This window comes from Bradyrhizobium sp., from assembly GCF_030654605.1.
Lineage (GTDB): Bacteria > Pseudomonadota > Alphaproteobacteria > Rhizobiales > Xanthobacteraceae > Bradyrhizobium.
Genome location: NZ_JAURXB010000282.1, coordinates 19,406 through 36,485, shown reverse-complemented (window position 1 = coordinate 36,485; position 17,080 = coordinate 19,406). Strand labels below are relative to the sequence as shown.

Here is a 17,080-nt window from a genome sequence, read left to right as displayed (position 1 = left end):
ACGCCGTTTTCAGATATCAAAAAGCCCGGCCGTCATGGCCGGGCTTTTTTTGTGGCGGACTTGCTGTTGGTGGGCTTGCGAAGAATTATCGCGCGACACGCAGCTTCGACAGCGAGTTCCCGATGTTGTTGAAGGCTGCCATGATCTGGGTCGCGGACGTGACGGTGGAGAATTTGTCGGAGCCGCTGGCGCAGTATTGCAGGACGGCGGAGGTCGGATCGTTGTCGGTGTTCACATGCATCGTGTAGATGACGATGCCGGTTGCCTTGATGTTGTCGCACAGGATTCGCTGGCGGGCGTCGATCTGGCCATTGAATTGGGTGTGGCCGTTGCCGTAGGAAGGCCAGCGGTCCTGGGTGTTCAGGCCATCTGACATCACGATCAGCACCTTCTTGTAGGTGTAGTTCGCATCTTCGGCGGGCGCGTTGAGCGGCGCGCTCTGGGTGAGAGATTGCCATCCCCAGGCGATACCGATCGGCTGATTGGTTCCGCCATTGGGCGTAAGCGAGTCAACCTTGGCCTTGAGGGCGGCAAAGTCGGTGCTGAGCGGCATCAACTGTGCCGGGCACGCGTTGTATTGTTCGGCGTAGAACCGGGTGGAGGGCCCTCCGGTCGGCGCGGTGTTCAGCGTGTCGTAGTTCTGGTCGCGGTCGGTGACGCAGCCATTCCAGGTGTTGTGATTCTTCGCCGTGCAATTCTGACCCCAGCCGTTGCAGGTCTTGTTGTCGTTGTCCCAGTCGCTCCAGTTGATCCAGTTCGCATTATAATTGCTGGCGCCGACATTGACGTCCTTGGCGAAGGGAATGATCGAGACGTAGACATCGCCGGGATCCTTGGCCAGCGCGCTGAGCTGGTCGATCAGGCTTTTTGCAGCGGGCTTCAGCGCGTTCATCTTGCCGTCTTGGGCCATCGAGCCGGTGACGTCGAGCGCCAGCGCCACCCGCATCCGCACATTGCCCCAGACCGAGGTCGAACTGGTGTTGAAATCGAGTTTCGGGAAGCCGGCGACCTTCATGAATTCCGTGGTCACGTTGCCGGATCCGTTGACCAGGATGCTCGAGCCCTGGCTTGAACTGGGGGTGTACGTCGCGTTGATCGTCACCGACTTGGCGTCTTTATTGGTGTAGAGGGCGGTGAAATAGGCTGTCGCCTTCGCGTTGATCTCGCCGGCCGTGATCTTTCCGTCGGCCAGATCCTTCGCCAGCATCAACGCCGTCGAATCAAGGGCTGCCTGCATCGACGAGCGCGCGCTGTTGGCGCGGGTATAATCGATCGCCGCACCCATGAAGCCGAGGATGGGCAACAAAGCGATGCCAAACAGCACCGCGATATTGCCCTGATTGGCGCCGGGGAAGCGGCGGGCGGCGCGTCGCAGCTGACTGGCAATGGAGGTAACGGGCATGATTGTCACCGTAATTGGGTTTCCGTGCCCCATTTCGGGTCAGCGCGCTAAACAGCTGGTAAATCGGTCCGGAGAAAACTGGCTCAATAGCCATCTAAATGCGGACCGGCCGCCAGAAGCGCCCGCTATCGTCAATGCCCGCTAAATGACCGGTGGCCCGGCTTTGTCAAACCCGACGGAATTGATTAACCTTGCGGGGATCGCCGGGCTCGGGAATCGGCCCCGCGGCAGGTCGCGTCTGGCTTCGGATCAGTGCGCTTGCGGCGGGTCGAAGCCGGACCCATATTTGGAGCTATCGATCCAGCTGGTGGGGTCGAGCCGCCCGGGAGCGGCGATCCGGAAACGCGTCTGGGAACTCTTTGATTGGCTCCGCAGGGAGCGTGTCGCCTGAGGTGTCCCTGGTCGCGCGGTCCGGTTTCCCGTGGGGATTTCGAACGCCTGTGCCATGCCGCAATTAACTTCAAGATTTGACTGTTCCGCCGTGCCCGCCGTCGCCGCATCTGCTCCCCGAATGGGCAATGATGAGCGCAATGCCGGGGGGACGGGAGGTCCGACCACATCGGTTATCGCCAAGGTCAAGCCGAAGACCAAGCGCCCGAATCTCTATCGCGTGCTGATACTGAATGACGATTACACGCCGATGGAGTTTGTCGTTCACGTCCTGGAGAAGTTCTTCCAGAAGGATGTCGAAGCCGCGACCAAGATCATGCTCCACGTCCATCACCATGGAATCGGGGAGTGCGGGGTGTTCACCTACGAAATCGCCGAGACCAAGGTGACCCAGGTGATGGATTTTGCCCGCAAGCACCAGCATCCCCTGCAATGCGTGATGGAAAAGAAGTGACGCCCCGAGAAATCCGCTGAAAATGGGAACGGGTTTTGCTTTGAGCGGGAGGACCGGCGCTTTGTCGTTTGCCGGGCCGGCCTGGTCACCGAACTGGGCGGTTGAGTCGCGTGACTTTGGAGTGAATCCACTCTGGCGGAACCGACCTTTCGCCACGATCTGGCGTAACTATATGACAAAGGTTGTTGTTGCCTGACCGGGCAACGGCGATCATGATGGCGGGGGCCACAGAGGACGCGAATGCCAACTTTTTCCCAGAGCCTTGAACAATCCCTGCATCGTGCGCTGGCGATTGCAAACGAGCGTCATCATCAATATGCGACGCTGGAACACCTGCTGCTGTCGCTGATCGATGATTCCGACGCGGCCGCCGTGATGCGTGCCTGCAGCGTCGATCTCGACAAGCTGCGCACCAGCCTGGTCAATTATCTCGAGACCGAATTCGAAAATCTGGTTACCGATGGCGCCGACGACGCCAAGCCGACCGCGGGCTTCCAGCGCGTGATCCAGCGCGCGGTGATCCACGTGCAGTCGTCCGGCCGCGAGGAAGTGACCGGCGCCAACGTGCTGATCGCGATCTTCGCGGAGCGCGAGAGCCATGCCGCCTATTTCCTGCAGGAGCAGGACATGACCCGCTACGACGCGGTCAACTACATCAGCCACGGCATCGCCAAGCGGCCCGGGGTCTCGGAAGCGCGGCCGGTGCGCGGCGTCGATGAGGAGACCGAGACCAAGGGCAACGAGGATTCCAAGAAGAAGGGCGAGGCGCTCGATACCTACTGCGTCAACCTCAACAAGAAGGCGCGTGACGGCAAGATCGACCCGGTGATCGGCCGCAATGCCGAGATCAACCGCGCCATCCAGGTGCTGTGCCGGCGCCAGAAGAACAATCCGCTGTTCGTGGGCGAAGCCGGCGTCGGCAAGACCGCGATCGCCGAAGGATTGGCAAAACGCATCGTCGACAGCGAAGTGCCGGAAGTACTGGCGGCGGCCACGGTGTTCTCGCTCGACATGGGCACGCTGCTCGCGGGCACCCGTTATCGCGGCGACTTCGAGGAGCGCCTGAAGCAGGTACTGAAGGAACTGGAGGCCCATCCCAACGCCATCCTGTTCATCGATGAAATCCACACCGTGATCGGCGCCGGCGCTACGTCCGGCGGCGCGATGGATGCCTCCAATCTCTTAAAGCCCGCGCTGGCATCGGGCACCATCCGCTGCATGGGCTCGACCACCTACAAGGAATACCGCCAGCACTTCGAGAAAGATCGCGCGCTGGTGCGCCGGTTCCAGAAGATCGACGTCAACGAGCCGACGGTGGAAGACGCCATCGCGATCCTGAAGGGCCTGAAGCCCTATTTCGAGGATTATCACCGGCTGAAATACACCAACGAGGCGATCGAGGCCGCGGTGCAGCTGTCGTCGCGCTACATCCACGACCGCAAGCTGCCGGACAAGGCGATCGACGTGATCGACGAGTCGGGCGCGGCGCAGATGCTGGTCGCCGAGAACAAGCGCAAGAAGACCATCGGCATCAAGGAAATCGAGACCACGATCGCGACCATGGCGCGGATTCCGCCCAAGAGCGTGTCGAAGGACGACGCCGAGGTGCTCAAGCACCTGGAGCAGACCTTGAAGCGCGTGGTGTTCGGCCAGGACAAGGCGATCGAGGCGCTTTCCGCATCGATCAAGCTGTCGCGCGCCGGCTTGCGCGAGCCGGAAAAGCCGATCGGCTCCTATCTGTTCTCGGGTCCGACCGGCGTTGGCAAGACCGAAGTGGCAAAACAGCTCGCGGCCTCGCTCGGCGTCGAGCTGATCCGCTTCGACATGTCGGAATATATGGAGCGGCACACGGTCTCGCGCCTGATCGGCGCGCCTCCGGGCTATGTCGGCTTCGACCAGGGCGGCCTTTTGACCGACGGCGTCGACCAGCACCCGCACTGCGTGGTGCTGCTCGACGAAATCGAGAAGGCGCATCCTGATCTCTACAACGTGCTGCTGCAGATCATGGATCACGGCCGGCTCACCGACCACAACGGCAAGCAGGTCAATTTCCGCAACGTGATCCTGATCATGACCACCAATGCCGGCGCCGCCGATCTGGCGCGTCAGGCGTTCGGCTTCACGCGCAACAAGCGGGAAGGCGACGATCACGAGGCGATCAATCGCCAGTTCGCGCCCGAATTCCGCAACCGGCTCGACGCCATCGTCTCGTTCGCGCATCTCAATCCCGATGTGATCGGCATGGTGGTGGAGAAGTTCGTGCTGCAGCTCGAGGCGCAGCTTGCCGACCGTGACGTCACCATCGAATTGTCGGAGCCGGCCAAGGCGTGGCTGATCAAGCATGGTTACGACGAGCAGATGGGTGCGCGGCCGATGGCGCGCGTGATCCAGGAACACATCAAGAAGCCGCTGGCGGACGAGGTGCTGTTCGGCAAGCTCAAGGGCGGCGGCCATGTTCGCGTCGTGCTGGTCGCGGACGAAGCCGGCGCGGAGGCGGGCGGCGAGAAAATCGGATTCGAATATGTCGAGGGACCGGTGACGCCGAAGCCGGAAAAACTGCCCGGCGCGCGCAAGCGCAAGCCGAAACCCAGCGGCCCCGGCGGCGGGTCGAGCGGCCCGGCCTCGCGAGGGCCGCTCGTCAAGGTGTAAGCTGCCAGGACCAGAATCAGAAAGCCGGCGTGTCGCGAGACCGCCGGCTTTTTTGATGGATAAAGTGCGTGGCGCGCGGACGGATCAGCCTTCGCCGATCAACTCCTTGATGCGGCGCTGCAGCTGGCGCTTTTTCTTTTCGCTCTTGCGCAGCCGCTCCTCCAGATCGGAGACCGGCAGTTCGACAGGAGCTTCTGCGCGGAAGGCGACGCCGACAAAATTATCGCGCCACCAGATCACTTTGGCCAGGAAGGATTGGCCCTTTCGGGCGATCTTCAGCGACATCTGTTCCCTTGGCAGCTTGATGACGTTGCTGAACTCCAGGCTGGCGCCGTTTTCGGAGATATTGCGTACCACGCAGTCACGCGTCGCACCGTCGCTCTCGGCGACGCCGCCGTAAATCACCTTGTCGCGTGCGTTCTGGCGTCGGTCCAGCATGGAAAAGTCTCCCCTTAAAGAAAGGGACCATACCCGGCTTCGCATCCGGCGAAAGACCACGGCCGGCAAAATGCGCCGTTAACGTAAATTGAAGATGCCCGGAGAAGCCGCGATTTCAGGGCTTTCTCCAGCCAAACGAGGTTACTTCGATCGACCGCAAGCCCTCAGGCCGCGCTCTCGCGCAATCCGCGGGCGATTTCCTTCTGGGCGTCGAATTCGCGCCGCAGCCGCGCCAGCTCGTCGGCGCTGAGGGCGCCGGCGTTGCTGTAGTCGCGCTTCCACGCCGCGTCCGCGCTCCAGCGCAGCGGCGATTGCACCGTGGTCTGCGGACCCGGGGCGGTTTCCAGCACCCGCAGGGCCAGCTCCAGGGTAAAGGCCTGCGACGCGGGATCGTGCGGCTTGCCCGCTGAATTGCCGAGCGGAAAATCCGAGAACAGGAACCGTGGCACCGCGGCGTGTTCGACGATGTCCTTGGCGCAGCCCATCACGACGGTGGAAATGCCGTTGGCCTCGAGATGCCGGGCCACCAGGCTGATGGTCTGGTGGCAGACCGGGCAGTTTGGAACCAGCACGGCGGCGTCGACGTTGTCGGCCTTGCAGCGCGCCAGGATTTCGGGGGCGTCGGTTTCGATGGTGACGCGATGGCTGCGGTTGGTCGGCGCGCCGAAGAAGCGGGGCGCCAGTTCGCCGATCCGCCGCGTGCTCGCCAGCCGCCTCAGCTGCGGAAGCGGAAACCAGGTGCCGCTGTCGTCGGCACTGGTGTGCACGCGGTCATAGGCGATGTGCGAGATCCGCAGATCGTGATCTCGGGAGGTATCGCCGTCATAGACCGTATAGAATTTGGCGCCGCCATTGTATTTGGCACCCGGGCCCTGATCGCCCTTGGCAGGGTCGAACGGGGCTGCGGTGGTGATCAGCGCGACGCGGGATTGCGCCAGCGGCTTTTTCAGCGGCTGGAACGGCGCATCGACAAAATGCGCCCAGCGATAGGGCGTGGTGTAGCCGATGGCCGCATAATACTCGCGGGTCCGCGCCATGTATTGAATTGGCGTGTCGTCGTCGGGCGCGAAGCCGAGCTGGTCGTCCGAAGTTGCCGTCATGCCTTGCGCTCCCACATCCGCGCCATCATTCTTCCGAATAGCTTGACTTGGATAGCTAGACGGTCGGTTCCCCGTGTCAAGCACGGCTAGCGGATAGCAGAGCTCCCATGCGAACGGTCATTGGTCTGCGAGCAGCACTTTGCGTTGTCGTCGTGACACTCTCGCAGCCCGCGGCGCGGGCGATGGCCGAGGATGCCACGCCCGCGGCGGCCGGCGGCGAACTCGCAAAGCCCGGCGTCGAAGAATCCGCCACCGGCAATGAAAGCAAGGACAGGGCGGAGAAGCCCGCGGACAATGCACGGGAGACCGACACCCGCGAGGCGATGTGCCTGATGATCGAATCCGCGGCGAAGGCCAACGACCTGCCGCTGGAGTTTTACGCCCGCGTGATTTGGCAGGAGAGCCGCTTTCAATCCGATGCGGTGGGACCGGTGACGCGCAGCGGCCAGCGTGCGCAGGGCATCGCGCAATTCATGCCGGGAACCGCCAGCGAGCGCCGGCTGCTCGATCCCTTCGATCCGGTACAGGCATTGCCGAAATCCGCGGAATTCCTGCGCGAGTTGCGCGGCCAGTTCGGCAATCTCGGGCTTGCGGCGGCGGCCTACAATGCCGGGCCGCGGCGGGTACGGGAATGGCTTGATGGCTCCGGCTATATGCCGCAGGAGACTCGCAATTACGTGTCAGCGATCACGGGTGCTACGGTCGATGAATGGGCGAGGCCTGGCACGAAAGACAAGCTGCCCGACCGCGCACCGAGTTCGTCCTGCCGCGAATTGATGGCCCTGCTCAGGCGCGCCCCTAATCCCTTCGTCACCGAACTGGAGCAGCATGTGAAACTGGGCGCCGACAAGCTCTGGGGCGTGCAGCTCGCCGCCGGCTTCAATCGCGACCGGGCGCTGGCGATGTATTCACGTGCGATGAAGCGCCTGAGCGCCGTGATCGGCGATCAGGATCCGAGCCTCTCGGGCAGGATCTGGCGCAGCCGCGGCACGCGAACGTTCTACCAGGTACGGATCGGCGCCGACACGCGCCCCGCCGCCGACGAACTCTGCACCCGCATCCGCCGCGCCGGCGGGGCTTGCCTGGTGCTGCGTAATATGAATGTGAGGCGCTGAACGTGTTGACTCGCTTCGCGTCGAAGCGATCCACTGGATGCTATCCGGCCTATGGATTGCTTCGCTCCGCTCGCAATGACGGTCTGCTCTGCCTGCCGCTCGCTTGACGCTGGTCCGTTTCGCCATCGTTATGCCCCGACACGACTCACATGGTCAGGTTGCCCTTGGCCCTTCCTCCGCTCGACACGACCCGTTGGCACAGTCCCTTGCGCGCCTTTGCATGGGGCATGCGCTCGGTCGCCTCGACGGTGCTGACGCTGGTGCTGTTTGCGACCTATCTCGGCATCGGCGCGCTGGCGCATGACACCCATTTCAGCCTCGGATGGGTGCTGGCGAGCACGGCTTTGGTCTGGGCGGGGCCGGCGCAGATCATCCTGATTTCGACGCTGGGATCGGGCGCGACGGTGGTGCAGGCGGCGATTGCCGTCACCGTCAGCGCTATCAGGCTGTTTCCGATGGTGGTCTCCGTATTGCCGATGATGCGGACGCCTCAGACCAAACGGCGCCATCTGGTGCTGGTCACCCATTTCATCGCGGTCACCCTGTGGGTCGAATGCGTCCGCCTGCTGCCGCATGTGCCGCGCGAGCGGCGGATCGCGTTCACGCATGGGCTCGGCACCGGGCTCTGCCTGGTCTGCCTCTTCGCGACCACGCTGGGCTATGGTCTGGCCGCCAACCTGCCGCCGCTGCTGGGCGCTGCCATCCTGCTGTTGACGCCGCTGGCATTTTTGCTATCGACCGCGCGCAACTGCCGGCAGCTCTCCGACGTCCTGGCGCTGGTGCTGGGGCTTGCTTTGTTTCCGCTGGTATCCCTGCTGCACACCGGCGTCGATATCCTGATCAGCGGCATCTCGGCCGGCACGATTGCCTACGGCGTTCACTGGTGGCGGGAACGCAAATGAGCGATTTTATCGGCGACTGGCAGGCGTTGCTGGTGCTCGTGGTGGCGGGCTTCCTGCCCAATGAAGTCTGGCGCATGCTCGGCCTCTGGTTCGGCGGCGGCGTCGACGAGGGCTCCGAGCTGCTGGTGTGGGTGAGGGCGGTCGCAACCGCGATTCTCGCCGGCGTCATCGCGCAAATCCTGGTGCTGCCGCCGGGCGCGTTGGCCAGCGTGCCGGACTGGTTGCGCTATGGTGCGGTGGCGGCGGGATTCGCGGTCTTTTTGCTGACGCGGCGGTCGATTTTTGCCGGCGTGGTCGGCGGCGAGGCCGTCATGCTGGCTGGCAAATGGTGGCTGGGCTGATACTGTCGGCCAACTCAAACGCATCACGGGGAATCGGGAATGAATTCGCGCGCAAGGTCGGCTCTGGCTGGCTGTCTTTTGACTGTTGCAGCCTTTGCCGCGACGCCGGCCGCCATCGCGGCGGAATATCCGACGCGCCCGATCAAGCTGGTCGTGCCCTATGCGGCGGGCGGCCCCACCGATGTTCTCGGCCGGCTGGTCGGCGAGTTTCTCAGCCGCGACCTGAAGCAGCCTGTCGTCGTCGAGAACAAGGCCGGCGCGCAAGGCGCGATCGGCGCCGAGATCGTGGCCCGATCCGAGCCCGACGGCTACACGCTGTTCGTCACGGCGGCGTCCATCATCGTGCTCAACCCGATGCTCTACAAGAAGCTGCCCTACGATCCGGTGAAGGACCTTCGGGTGCTGTCGCTGATGACCGATTTGCCCGTGGTGATGGAAGTCCACCCCTCGGTGCCGGCCAAGACGGTGGCGGAGTTCGTCGCCTACGCCAAGGCGAATCCCGGCAAGGTCAATTTCGGATCGGCCGGCACCGGCGGCACCATCCATCTGGCCGGCGAAATGTTCAAGCAGATCGCGGGCGTCGACATGGTTCACGTGCCCTATCGGGGGGCGGGTCCGGCGCTGACCGATCTGATATCCGGTAACATCCAGGTGATGTTCGATACGTTGAGCACGGCGCTGCCGCCGGTGAAATCGGGCTTGCTGCGTCCGCTGGGCGTCAGTTCGGAGAAGCGAAGCCCGGATCTGCCTGACGTGCCGACCATCGCCGAGAGCGGCTATCCCGATTACCGCGTCAGCGTCTGGTTTGGCGTCGCAGCACCCGCCAAGCTGCCGGACGATATCGCGCAGAAGGTCAGCGCCAGCCTCGACCGGGCCCTGAACGACGACGCCTTCCGGGCCTCGCTGGAGAAGATCGGCTTCCCGGCGCTTCGTCCGCGCAGTGCCGCCGCGATCAACGAGTTCATCGATGCCGACAGGGCGCGGTGGTCAGCCGTGATCAAGAAGCTGAACATCTCACTGGACTGACGACATGACTGCCAAAACCAAAGTCCGCGAGGGCGAACTCGCCGTCGATCTGCCGAAAGCAGGCAACGCTTCGCTCTACTTCATCGGCCGCATCCGCACGCCATGGACCTCGCGCGAAATGACGCCGCGGCAGGGCCGCCACGACGGCCCGGTCTGCCGGCTCGAGATTTTCGAGCCATGGCTGCCGGCGCTGAAGGGCGTCGACTTCTACAGCAATCTCGAGGTGATCTACTGGCTGCACCAGTCGCGGCGCGATCTGGTGCTGCAGAGCCCGAAGGACAACGGCAACACCCGCGGCGCGTTCTCGCTGCGCTCGCCGGTGCGGCCGAACCCGATCGGCACCTCGATCGTCAAACTGGTCGGCATCGAGGGCAATGTCGTGCTGGTGCGCGGCCTCGACTGCCTCGACGAGACGCCGCTGCTGGACATCAAGCCCGACCGCTGCGAATTCACCCCCCTGGCGCAGCCGCATCCCGGGGATTTCGAGACGGAGTGAGGCGAGGCGCTGTTTGGTTATCTCCGACCTCATCCTGAGGAGCCGCGCGCACTTTCGCGCGGCGTCTCGAAGGATGGCGTCAGGCCGTGTGCCCGATGGTTCGAGACGCATGTCGGCAGCGCCAGGGCGCTGCCGAGATGCTCCTCACCATGAGGGAGCGGACTTATCGCTTCCACGCCATTGCATCAACCGCCCTTAAGCGCCGCGATCAGCTTGGTCGCATTGTCCTCCAGCACCTTGACGTCTTCCTTGCGGCTGGCCGGCGGCAAGAGCGCGATGCCGTCGTGGCGCGGCATCACATGCATGTGCAGGTGAAACACCACCTGTCCGCCGGCGGCCTCGTTGAATTGCTGCACGGTGATGCCGTCGGCCTTGAAGGCGGTCATCGCCGCGGCTGCGATCCTGTGGGCGCCGCGCGCGACGTGGGCGTAATCATCGGGCGTGATGTCGAGGATGTTGCGGGCAGGGGCCTTCGGAATCACCAGGGTGTGGCCCGGCGCGCGCGGCATGATGTCGAGAAACGCCAGCACATGGTCGTCCTCATACACTTTGTGGCAGGGAAACTCGCCGCGCAGGATTTTGGCGAAGATGTTGTTGGTGTCATAGGCGGGCATGGCAGTCTCCTCGAAATTCGGTTGTACTCTCGCTTCTGGGGGCTGGAACCGTCAAGACGGCTCGTCGGCCACTTTGCGAAACGGTCCGGCGTCGGTGAGTTCGCGCGCGGCCTCGGCGACGTAGGCGCGCTCGCGCTTCAGGTACTCGTCGATGGCGCGGGCGAGGCCGGGGTCGGCGATGTAATGCGCGGAGTAAGTGGTCTGCGGCAGATATCCGCGCGCGATCTTGTGTTCGCCCTGCGCGCCGGCCTCGACGGTTTTCAGGCCGCGCGCAATGGCAAAATCGATCGCCTGATAGTAGCAGACCTCGAAATGCAGGAACGGGTGATGTTCGATCGCGCCCCAGTGGCGGCCGAACAGGGTGTCGGAGCCGATGAAATTGATGGCGCCGGCGATCCAGCGGCCATGGCGCTTGACCATCACCAGCAGCACGTCATCGGCCATGGTTTCGCCGATCAGCGAATAGAACTCCCGCGTGAGGTAGGGGCGGCCCCATTTGCGGGAGCCGGTCTCCATGTAGAAGTCGAAGAAGGCGTCCCAGGCGTCTTCGGTGATGTCCCGGCCGGTCAGCGCGTGGACCGTGATCCCCTCGACGGAAAGCGCCTCGCGCCGTTCGCGCTTGATCGCCTTGCGATGGCGCGAATTGAGGGTGGCGAGGAAATCGTCGAACGAAGCGTACCCCTGATTGTGCCAGTGGAACTGCTGGTCGGTGCGCTGCAGGAAGCCGTATTCGGCGAGGAACTTCCATTCGGATTCGCGGGCAAAGGTGACGTGCACCGATGACGCCCTGGTCGCCTCGCACAGCGCGATCAGGCCGCTCGCCAGCGTGGTGCCGATACGTTCGCGATCGACGCCGTCGCGGATCAGCAGGCGCTGTCCGGCGGCCGGAGTAAAGGGCACCGAGGCCTGCAGTTTCGGATAGTAGCGGCCACCGGCGCGCTCATAGGCATCGGCCCAGCCGCGGTCGAACACGTATTCGCCCTGCGAGTGCGATTTCAGATAGCACGGCACGATGCCGACGATGGCGCCGCCGAGTTTGGCGACGAGGTGGCGCGGACCCCAGCCGGTTCGCGCGCAGGCCGAGCCGGAGGCTTCCAGCGCCGAGAAAAATGCGTGTGAAACGAACGGGTTATAGGGGCGTCTTGATGCGGCGCTCGACTCGGCTGCGGGCTCACGTGAGGCCAGAGTGTCGAGCCTGTCGAGGCTATCCGGGCCGCAAGCCGGATTGGCGCAGGCATCCCAATCGGCAGCCGGAATCTGGCTGACGGAGGGCAGCGATTCCAAGGTGATTTCGGATGACGCCATCAGCAAAAAGACCAGTCACGCGTTGCGATCAGCCATCGCATGTGGTGACCAACGCCGTCAAAGATCGGGCATTGCGCCCGCGACTTCAAGAGTGCGCGGCGCGCATCAGCCCCCCGGTACGAAACCTTCGAAAATCATCTGGTCGGCATAGCGCGCCGCGCGCTCGCGCTGCTCCGGAGTACGCACGGTCCAGGTCAGGAGCGGCAGGCCGAACACATGGCGGGCGATCCAGGGGGCCGGGGCCGGCAACTGGTTGACCCAGAACGCTACAAAATGCGGCCTTGTGCGGAAGGCGTGGCGCAGATGCAGCATGCCGCGGCGCTGTTCCGGCGTCAGCTTGTACCAGTAGGCGTCATCATAGTTGGCCTGGGCAATGATGCCGCGCGGACGATCCGGGATGGTTTGGCGCAACGCCAGCACCTGGTCGGGGTCGAACGACATCACCGCCGCCGGCCCCGAATAGCCCGACAGCACCTCGGCCATCCGCGCCACCAGCCTGCGGTCGCCGTCGAAATGGCTCTTCACCTCGATCACCAGCGGCACGCGGCCGGCAACCAGCGCGCAGAGATCGCCGAGCGACATCATCCGCTCGGAGGTGTCCCGGAAATTGACTGCTTTGAGTTCGGCCGCGGTCTTGCCGAGCAGGGTGCCCGAGCCTTCGGTGAGGCGGCCGAGCGCGTCGTCATGGTGCACCATCGCCTCGCCATCGGCGGTGAGTTGCAGATCGACCTCGATGGCGAAATTGCCCGCGATCGCGGCGGTAACCGCCGCGGGCATATTTTCGATAATGCCGCGCGCAAAATCGTGCAGCCCGCGATGGGCCACGGGCCGCGCGGTCAGCCAGTCAGGCGCGCGCACCTTGGCGTCTCCCTTACGAGACCTCGAACACGCCTTCGACCTCGACCGCCGCGTCCGAGGGCAGCGAGGAGACGCCGACGGTGGTGCGGGCATGGCGGCCCTTGTCGCCGAAGGCCGCGACCATCAGGTCGGAAGCGCCGTTCAGCACTTTTGGGCCATCGAGAAAATCCGGCGCCGAATTGACGAAACCGCCGAGCCGGACCACGCGGACCACCTTGTCGAGATCGCCGAGCGCGGCCTTGATCTGCGCCAGCAGGTTGATCGCGCACCCCTTGGCCGCGGCGTTGCCCTGCTCGACGGTGACGCCGGCGCCGAGCTTGCCCTTGGCGATCAGCTTGCCGTCAGGATTGACGCAAACCTGCCCCGACACGAACAGCAGGTTGCCGGTGCGGACGAAGCCGACGTAATTCGCCACCGGGGTCGGGGCCTCATGCAACACCACGCCCAGCGCCGCAAGTTTGTGCTCGACCGTACCCGCCATGTTTCGTCCCCGTTTGCATTGACGTTCAAGTTGTTCTGCACCCGGTCTCGACGCGGCCGGGCCGCTTTGTTTCGCGCATCGTGCCATCACATGCAAGCGAGCCGCCGATTGGCCGGGAACCGGCCGAAAACGCCGGCAATCCCGCCGGCAATTGGTGCTTTTTTGCGAAGCGGCCCTAGTTGCGGCGCAATAGGGCGGTCAGTAATGTGATGATTCACGACGCAAGGAAGACAATGCATGGCTCGCTGGTTCCGGATTTTGCCGCATGACGTCAGCCCGGTTTTGCTGACGGCTGCCGCCGTCGTGGTCGTCGGTTTTGCCGGCGGCAGGGCGGAGGCCGCGGCCAGCGGCCCGTTTCTGGCGCATCAGGCGCTGTATGAACTGAAGCTGCTGAAGTCGCGCGGCTCGAATTCGATCAACAGCGCGCGTGGCCGCATCCTCTACAATTTTTCCGGCAGCGCCTGCGAGGGCTACACCTCGGAATTCCGCCAGGTCTCGGAGCTGGACAGCGGCGAGGGCAAGCGGACGCTGAGCGACCTGCGCTCGACCTCCTGGGAGGACGGCGACGGCAAGAGCTATCGTTTCAAGATCGCGACCCGGATGAACGACGCCGATTCCAGCCCCGTCGACGGCATGGCGGAACGCAGCGGCAACCAGATCACGGTCAAACTGAAACAGCCCGAAGCCAAGACCTTCACGCTGGATGGCACCACGGTATTTCCGACCGAGCAGATCCAGCGCATCATCACCGCCGCGCGCGAGGGCAAATCGGTGCTGGAGCTGATGGTCTATGACGGATCCGACAATGGCGAAAAAGTCTACAATACCTTATCGGTGATCGGCCAGCCGATCCCGGGCGACCGCAGCATCGAAACGCCCGATCCGTCCACCGCCAACGACGTCATGAAATCGCTGAAGCGCTGGCCGGTCACGGTGAGCTATTACGACCGCGACGCCAAGGCCAAGGACGGCGAGCAGACCCCGGTCTATGCAATGTCGTTCGAATTGTTCGAGAACGGCGTCTCGCGGGCGCTGGTGCTGGACTACAACGATTTCGTCATCTCCGGCGCGCTCGGAAAATTCGACGTCAAGGATTCCAAGCCGTGCAAGTGACGGTTGAGGTGTTGCGCACCATTCCGCAACGTCGTCCCTGCCTAGTGCGCAATTGCGCACGGGGCGCAGGGACCCATAGCCACCGGCACCCATTGTTACAGAAGATATCTAACACCGGATTCTCACCGTAAAGCCGCAGCGTGTGGGTCCCTGCGTTCGCAGGGACGACGGATGAGAGATTCCGCTTCAATTCAGCAAACATGCCTTCGCGATCTCGCGGCGCCTTTCGCCCAGCTGTGCCTCATCCTCGCTACCGCATGGCGAAGAACTCCTGATGGAAACGGTCCTTGACGGGAAAGCCGTGCGCGGCGAAATCTCGTTTCAGCGCTTCGCCGAACCCCGCCGGGCCGCAAAACCAGATGCTCGCCTCGCGCCATTGCGTTACCGCCTCGCGCACGCGTTCGCCGGTCAGGCGTCCGTCACGGGCATCGACCAGCACATGCAGACGTACATTGGCGGATCTGGCATCAGCCGTCAGTTTGCCGAATGCCTCCTCGTCAACGTCGGCGGTGGGATGGAACAGATCGACCGTTCGGGCTTCAGGCCGATCGCGCGCCCGCTTCTGCATGGCCAGGTGTTTCATGCGCGCGACAAAAGGCGTGATGCCGATGCCGCCGCCAATCCAGATCTGGTGCGGGCAGGCGTCATCGAAAGTGAAGCAGCCATACGGCCCCTCGATCGTCACCTGCTGGCCGACCCGGAGCTTCTCGCGCAGGCGGCTCGTGTGATCACCCAGTTCCTTGGTGATGAAGGTGATCCTGGGGCTTTCGGCATGCCAGCCCGAAGCAATGGTGTAGGGATGAGCTCCTTCCGACGCGTCAGACGTGGCGAAGGCGAACTGGCCCGGCTTGTGGCCTGGCCAGCCGTGCGGCACCTCGATTTCGCTCTCGAGTGCCCTGACGCCGGGATAGTATTGCAAGGACGTGATCGCGCCTTTGACCTGACGCCCGGCTCCCACCCGGCGCAGAAGGACAACGCCAGCCGCCCATGTGCCGCCGGCAAGCAGCAGCGCCATCACGCCTCCGACGGGCGACGTCCAGTAGCTGAACTTGAGCAGCACGACGGCGTGAAAGACCAGCACCAGGTAAGCGACGGCGAGAAGGCGATGCGTCTTGTAGAAGAGCCGGTAGGGGAAATACTGAATGAGCGCCAGCGCGATCAGGACCACGGTGGCATAGAAAGCCCATTCGCCCAGGCCTTCAGCCGGTTCGCGCAGGTTCGCAAGGAACGCCTCGACTGGATTTTCGATAGCGGGCCTGGGTCCGCGCACCGGCCGCTCCAGCACGCCCCAGCCGACCGCCCATTTCGGTCCCTTGGACCAGAGCCAATGGATGATGGCAATGACCAGAGCCGCGATGCCGAGCCATTTGTGCAGGCGATACATCTTGTCCAGACCGCCGAGCCACCGCTCTGGCCAACGTGGCCGCAGCGCCAGCATCATCGCCACGCTCATGCAGCCGATCGCAACGATGCCGCTCAGCTGTACCATCGCTCCGCGAAGAGCAAAGAACGTGGCGGACTGAAATACGGTGGGTTCCGCAACCAACCATAGCAAGACCAGAACGGCGAGCGCGGTCCAAAATGCCCGTTTGAAGTTCTGCATGCCAGCCTTCCTTCCGGACGATTTCGGCGCGGTTATTGGATGAAGCAGACATAGTTGGAATCGATCGGCGTCGCATTGAGCTGGGTCAACCCAATCCGTCTTGCGGGCTGCAGAACCCGGTCGTTTCGACTGGCCGCCATCTGCAAGAATTTCGTAGCCTGGATGGAGCCAGCGGGTCGCTCGTATGCGCGCCCGTTGGCGCAGTCCGGGCGACGGTTACCTCTATTGCACCATCACCTTCGCGGTGCCGCCCATCCCGATGGCATTGGCAGCGGCGTGCGACAGGTCGATGCATCGGCCTCGGACGAAGGGACCGCGATCCGTGATGCGAACAGACACGCTTCGGCCGTTTGCCTGGTTGGTGACGGTAACGTGGGAGCCAAAACCCTTCGTCTTGTGCGCGGCGGTCAGGGCGTGAGTGTTGAACCGCTCTCCTGACGCCGTGCGCTTGCCGTGATAACCATCACCGACGCCATACTGAGAGGCGGTGCATGTTTCGGCATGAACGATCGATGACGCGCAGCAAAGCGCTGCGGCAATAAGGGTAGTTCTCAGCATTAAGTTTCCTTGATTTTCGTCGACGCCAAAAGCGTCAATTGGCGTCTTGCTCGATGAGCAAGGCCATGGCGCGCGCAACAGACATTGATGTCGGGTTTGCGATCTGGACGGACGACATCGGTGTCAGTCACGTCGGATGCGGCGGTAGTGACCGGCGATGGTGGCCATACATGGGCGACAATGCCGCGACGATCGGGCGAGCGCGATTGGAACCGCGCCAACGAAACTTGACAAT

At 63.5% G+C, this 17,080-nt stretch carries 17 protein-coding genes; 8 read left to right on the top strand and 9 right to left on the bottom strand.

What is annotated here, in order from left to right:
- Nucleotides 1-85: 85 nt before the first annotated feature.
- Nucleotides 86-1,402, bottom strand: coding sequence for a TadE/TadG family type IV pilus assembly protein (locus tag Q7U29_RS26015; RefSeq protein ID WP_304746230.1), 1,317 nt, complete (start codon nt 1,400-1,402; stop codon nt 86-88).
- 511 nt (nt 1,403-1,913) lie between these two features.
- Between Q7U29_RS26015 and clpS the strand changes: the two genes are divergently transcribed.
- Complete coding sequence (gene clpS / locus Q7U29_RS26010; RefSeq protein WP_304746270.1) at nt 1,914-2,246, top strand: ATP-dependent Clp protease adapter ClpS; 333 nt, start codon at nt 1,914-1,916, stop codon at nt 2,244-2,246.
- 240 nt (nt 2,247-2,486) lie between these two features.
- Complete coding sequence (clpA, locus tag Q7U29_RS26005; RefSeq protein ID WP_304746228.1) at nt 2,487-4,895, top strand: ATP-dependent Clp protease ATP-binding subunit ClpA; 2,409 nt, start codon at nt 2,487-2,489, stop codon at nt 4,893-4,895.
- An 84-nt stretch (nt 4,896-4,979) separates the two neighbouring features.
- Here clpA and Q7U29_RS26000 read toward each other — a convergent pair whose 3' ends face one another.
- A complete protein-coding gene (locus Q7U29_RS26000) occupies nt 4,980-5,333 on the bottom strand; it encodes a PilZ domain-containing protein (protein ID WP_304746226.1) in 354 nt (117 codons plus the stop codon).
- A gap of 164 nt (nt 5,334-5,497) precedes the next feature.
- On the bottom strand, nt 5,498-6,433 hold the full coding sequence (locus Q7U29_RS25995; RefSeq protein WP_304746224.1) for a glycine/sarcosine/betaine reductase selenoprotein B family protein: 936 nt from the start codon (nt 6,431-6,433) through the stop codon (nt 5,498-5,500).
- Nucleotides 6,434-6,540: 107 nt separating this feature from the next.
- Between Q7U29_RS25995 and Q7U29_RS25990 the strand changes: the two genes are divergently transcribed.
- The 5 genes from Q7U29_RS25990 to tsaA all read left to right on the top strand — a co-directional run bounded on the left by Q7U29_RS25990 (nt 6,541) and on the right by tsaA (nt 10,313).
- A complete protein-coding gene (locus Q7U29_RS25990; protein WP_304746222.1) occupies nt 6,541-7,548 on the top strand; it encodes a lytic transglycosylase domain-containing protein in 1,008 nt (335 codons plus the stop codon).
- 164 nt (nt 7,549-7,712) lie between these two features.
- The gene (locus tag Q7U29_RS25985; RefSeq protein WP_304746268.1) at nt 7,713-8,450 is read left to right on the top strand and encodes an AzlC family ABC transporter permease; all 738 of its coding nucleotides are present in this window, start codon (nt 7,713-7,715) and stop codon (nt 8,448-8,450) included.
- Complete coding sequence (locus tag Q7U29_RS25980; RefSeq protein ID WP_304746220.1) at nt 8,447-8,791, top strand: AzlD domain-containing protein; 345 nt, start codon at nt 8,447-8,449, stop codon at nt 8,789-8,791. The genes Q7U29_RS25985 and Q7U29_RS25980 overlap by 4 nt, the downstream gene beginning before the upstream one ends.
- 39 nt (nt 8,792-8,830) lie before the next feature.
- Entirely contained in the window at nt 8,831-9,817 is a 987-nt protein-coding gene (locus tag Q7U29_RS25975; RefSeq protein ID WP_304746218.1) for a tripartite tricarboxylate transporter substrate binding protein, read from the top strand.
- A 4-nt stretch (nt 9,818-9,821) separates the two neighbouring features.
- On the top strand, nt 9,822-10,313 hold the full coding sequence (tsaA, locus tag Q7U29_RS25970) for a tRNA (N6-threonylcarbamoyladenosine(37)-N6)-methyltransferase TrmO (RefSeq protein ID WP_304746216.1): 492 nt from the start codon (nt 9,822-9,824) through the stop codon (nt 10,311-10,313).
- Nucleotides 10,314-10,498: 185 nt separating this feature from the next.
- Here tsaA and Q7U29_RS25965 read toward each other — a convergent pair whose 3' ends face one another.
- The 4 genes from Q7U29_RS25965 to Q7U29_RS25950 all read right to left on the bottom strand — a co-directional run bounded on the left by Q7U29_RS25965 (nt 10,499) and on the right by Q7U29_RS25950 (nt 13,571).
- Nucleotides 10,499-10,927: an HIT family protein gene (locus Q7U29_RS25965; RefSeq protein WP_304746214.1), complete on the bottom strand. Its 429-nt coding sequence runs from the start codon at nt 10,925-10,927 to the stop codon at nt 10,499-10,501.
- Between the two features lie 51 nt (nt 10,928-10,978).
- Nucleotides 10,979-12,232, bottom strand: coding sequence for a GNAT family N-acetyltransferase (locus Q7U29_RS25960; RefSeq protein ID WP_304746213.1), 1,254 nt, complete (start codon nt 12,230-12,232; stop codon nt 10,979-10,981).
- Nucleotides 12,233-12,337: 105 nt separating this feature from the next.
- Nucleotides 12,338-13,090: a glycerophosphodiester phosphodiesterase gene (locus Q7U29_RS25955; RefSeq protein WP_304746211.1), complete on the bottom strand. Its 753-nt coding sequence runs from the start codon at nt 13,088-13,090 to the stop codon at nt 12,338-12,340.
- A gap of 13 nt (nt 13,091-13,103) precedes the next feature.
- Nucleotides 13,104-13,571, bottom strand: coding sequence for a RidA family protein (locus Q7U29_RS25950; protein ID WP_304746209.1), 468 nt, complete (start codon nt 13,569-13,571; stop codon nt 13,104-13,106).
- Between the two features lie 237 nt (nt 13,572-13,808).
- Between Q7U29_RS25950 and Q7U29_RS25945 the strand changes: the two genes are divergently transcribed.
- Nucleotides 13,809-14,684, top strand: coding sequence for a cell envelope integrity EipB family protein (locus Q7U29_RS25945; RefSeq protein WP_304746207.1), 876 nt, complete (start codon nt 13,809-13,811; stop codon nt 14,682-14,684).
- Nucleotides 14,685-14,934: 250 nt separating this feature from the next.
- Here Q7U29_RS25945 and Q7U29_RS25940 read toward each other — a convergent pair whose 3' ends face one another.
- Entirely contained in the window at nt 14,935-16,287 is a 1,353-nt protein-coding gene (locus Q7U29_RS25940; RefSeq protein WP_304746205.1) for a ferric reductase-like transmembrane domain-containing protein, read from the bottom strand.
- A gap of 222 nt (nt 16,288-16,509) precedes the next feature.
- Nucleotides 16,510-16,845 carry a septal ring lytic transglycosylase RlpA family protein gene (locus tag Q7U29_RS25935; protein WP_304746203.1) on the bottom strand — a complete coding sequence of 112 codons (336 nt, stop codon included), beginning with the start codon at nt 16,843-16,845 and terminating at the stop codon, nt 16,510-16,512.
- Nucleotides 16,846-17,080 lie beyond the last annotated feature (235 nt).

Bases quoted from the DNA above. Each gene is read 5' to 3' on its own strand.
- clpS (WP_304746270.1), top strand. From the start codon at position 1,914: ATGGGCAATGATGAGCGCAATGCCGGGGGGACGGGAGGTCCGACCACA.
- Q7U29_RS25940 (WP_304746205.1), bottom strand. From the start codon at position 16,287: ATGCAGAACTTCAAACGGGCATTTTGGACCGCGCTCGCCGTTCTGGTC.
- Q7U29_RS25995 (WP_304746224.1), bottom strand. From the start codon at position 6,433: ATGACGGCAACTTCGGACGACCAGCTCGGCTTCGCGCCCGACGACGAC.
- Q7U29_RS26015 (WP_304746230.1), bottom strand. From the start codon at position 1,402: ATGCCCGTTACCTCCATTGCCAGTCAGCTGCGACGCGCCGCCCGCCGC.
- Q7U29_RS25975 (WP_304746218.1), top strand. From the start codon at position 8,831: ATGAATTCGCGCGCAAGGTCGGCTCTGGCTGGCTGTCTTTTGACTGTT.
- clpA (WP_304746228.1), top strand. From the start codon at position 2,487: ATGCCAACTTTTTCCCAGAGCCTTGAACAATCCCTGCATCGTGCGCTG.
- Q7U29_RS25965 (WP_304746214.1), bottom strand. From the start codon at position 10,927: ATGCCCGCCTATGACACCAACAACATCTTCGCCAAAATCCTGCGCGGC.
- Q7U29_RS25950 (WP_304746209.1), bottom strand. From the start codon at position 13,571: ATGGCGGGTACGGTCGAGCACAAACTTGCGGCGCTGGGCGTGGTGTTG.
- Q7U29_RS25945 (WP_304746207.1), top strand. From the start codon at position 13,809: ATGGCTCGCTGGTTCCGGATTTTGCCGCATGACGTCAGCCCGGTTTTG.
- Q7U29_RS25990 (WP_304746222.1), top strand. From the start codon at position 6,541: ATGCGAACGGTCATTGGTCTGCGAGCAGCACTTTGCGTTGTCGTCGTG.
- Q7U29_RS25960 (WP_304746213.1), bottom strand. From the start codon at position 12,232: ATGGCGTCATCCGAAATCACCTTGGAATCGCTGCCCTCCGTCAGCCAG.
- Q7U29_RS26000 (WP_304746226.1), bottom strand. From the start codon at position 5,333: ATGCTGGACCGACGCCAGAACGCACGCGACAAGGTGATTTACGGCGGC.
- tsaA (WP_304746216.1), top strand. From the start codon at position 9,822: ATGACTGCCAAAACCAAAGTCCGCGAGGGCGAACTCGCCGTCGATCTG.
- Q7U29_RS25980 (WP_304746220.1), top strand. From the start codon at position 8,447: ATGAGCGATTTTATCGGCGACTGGCAGGCGTTGCTGGTGCTCGTGGTG.
- Q7U29_RS25935 (WP_304746203.1), bottom strand. From the start codon at position 16,845: ATGCTGAGAACTACCCTTATTGCCGCAGCGCTTTGCTGCGCGTCATCG.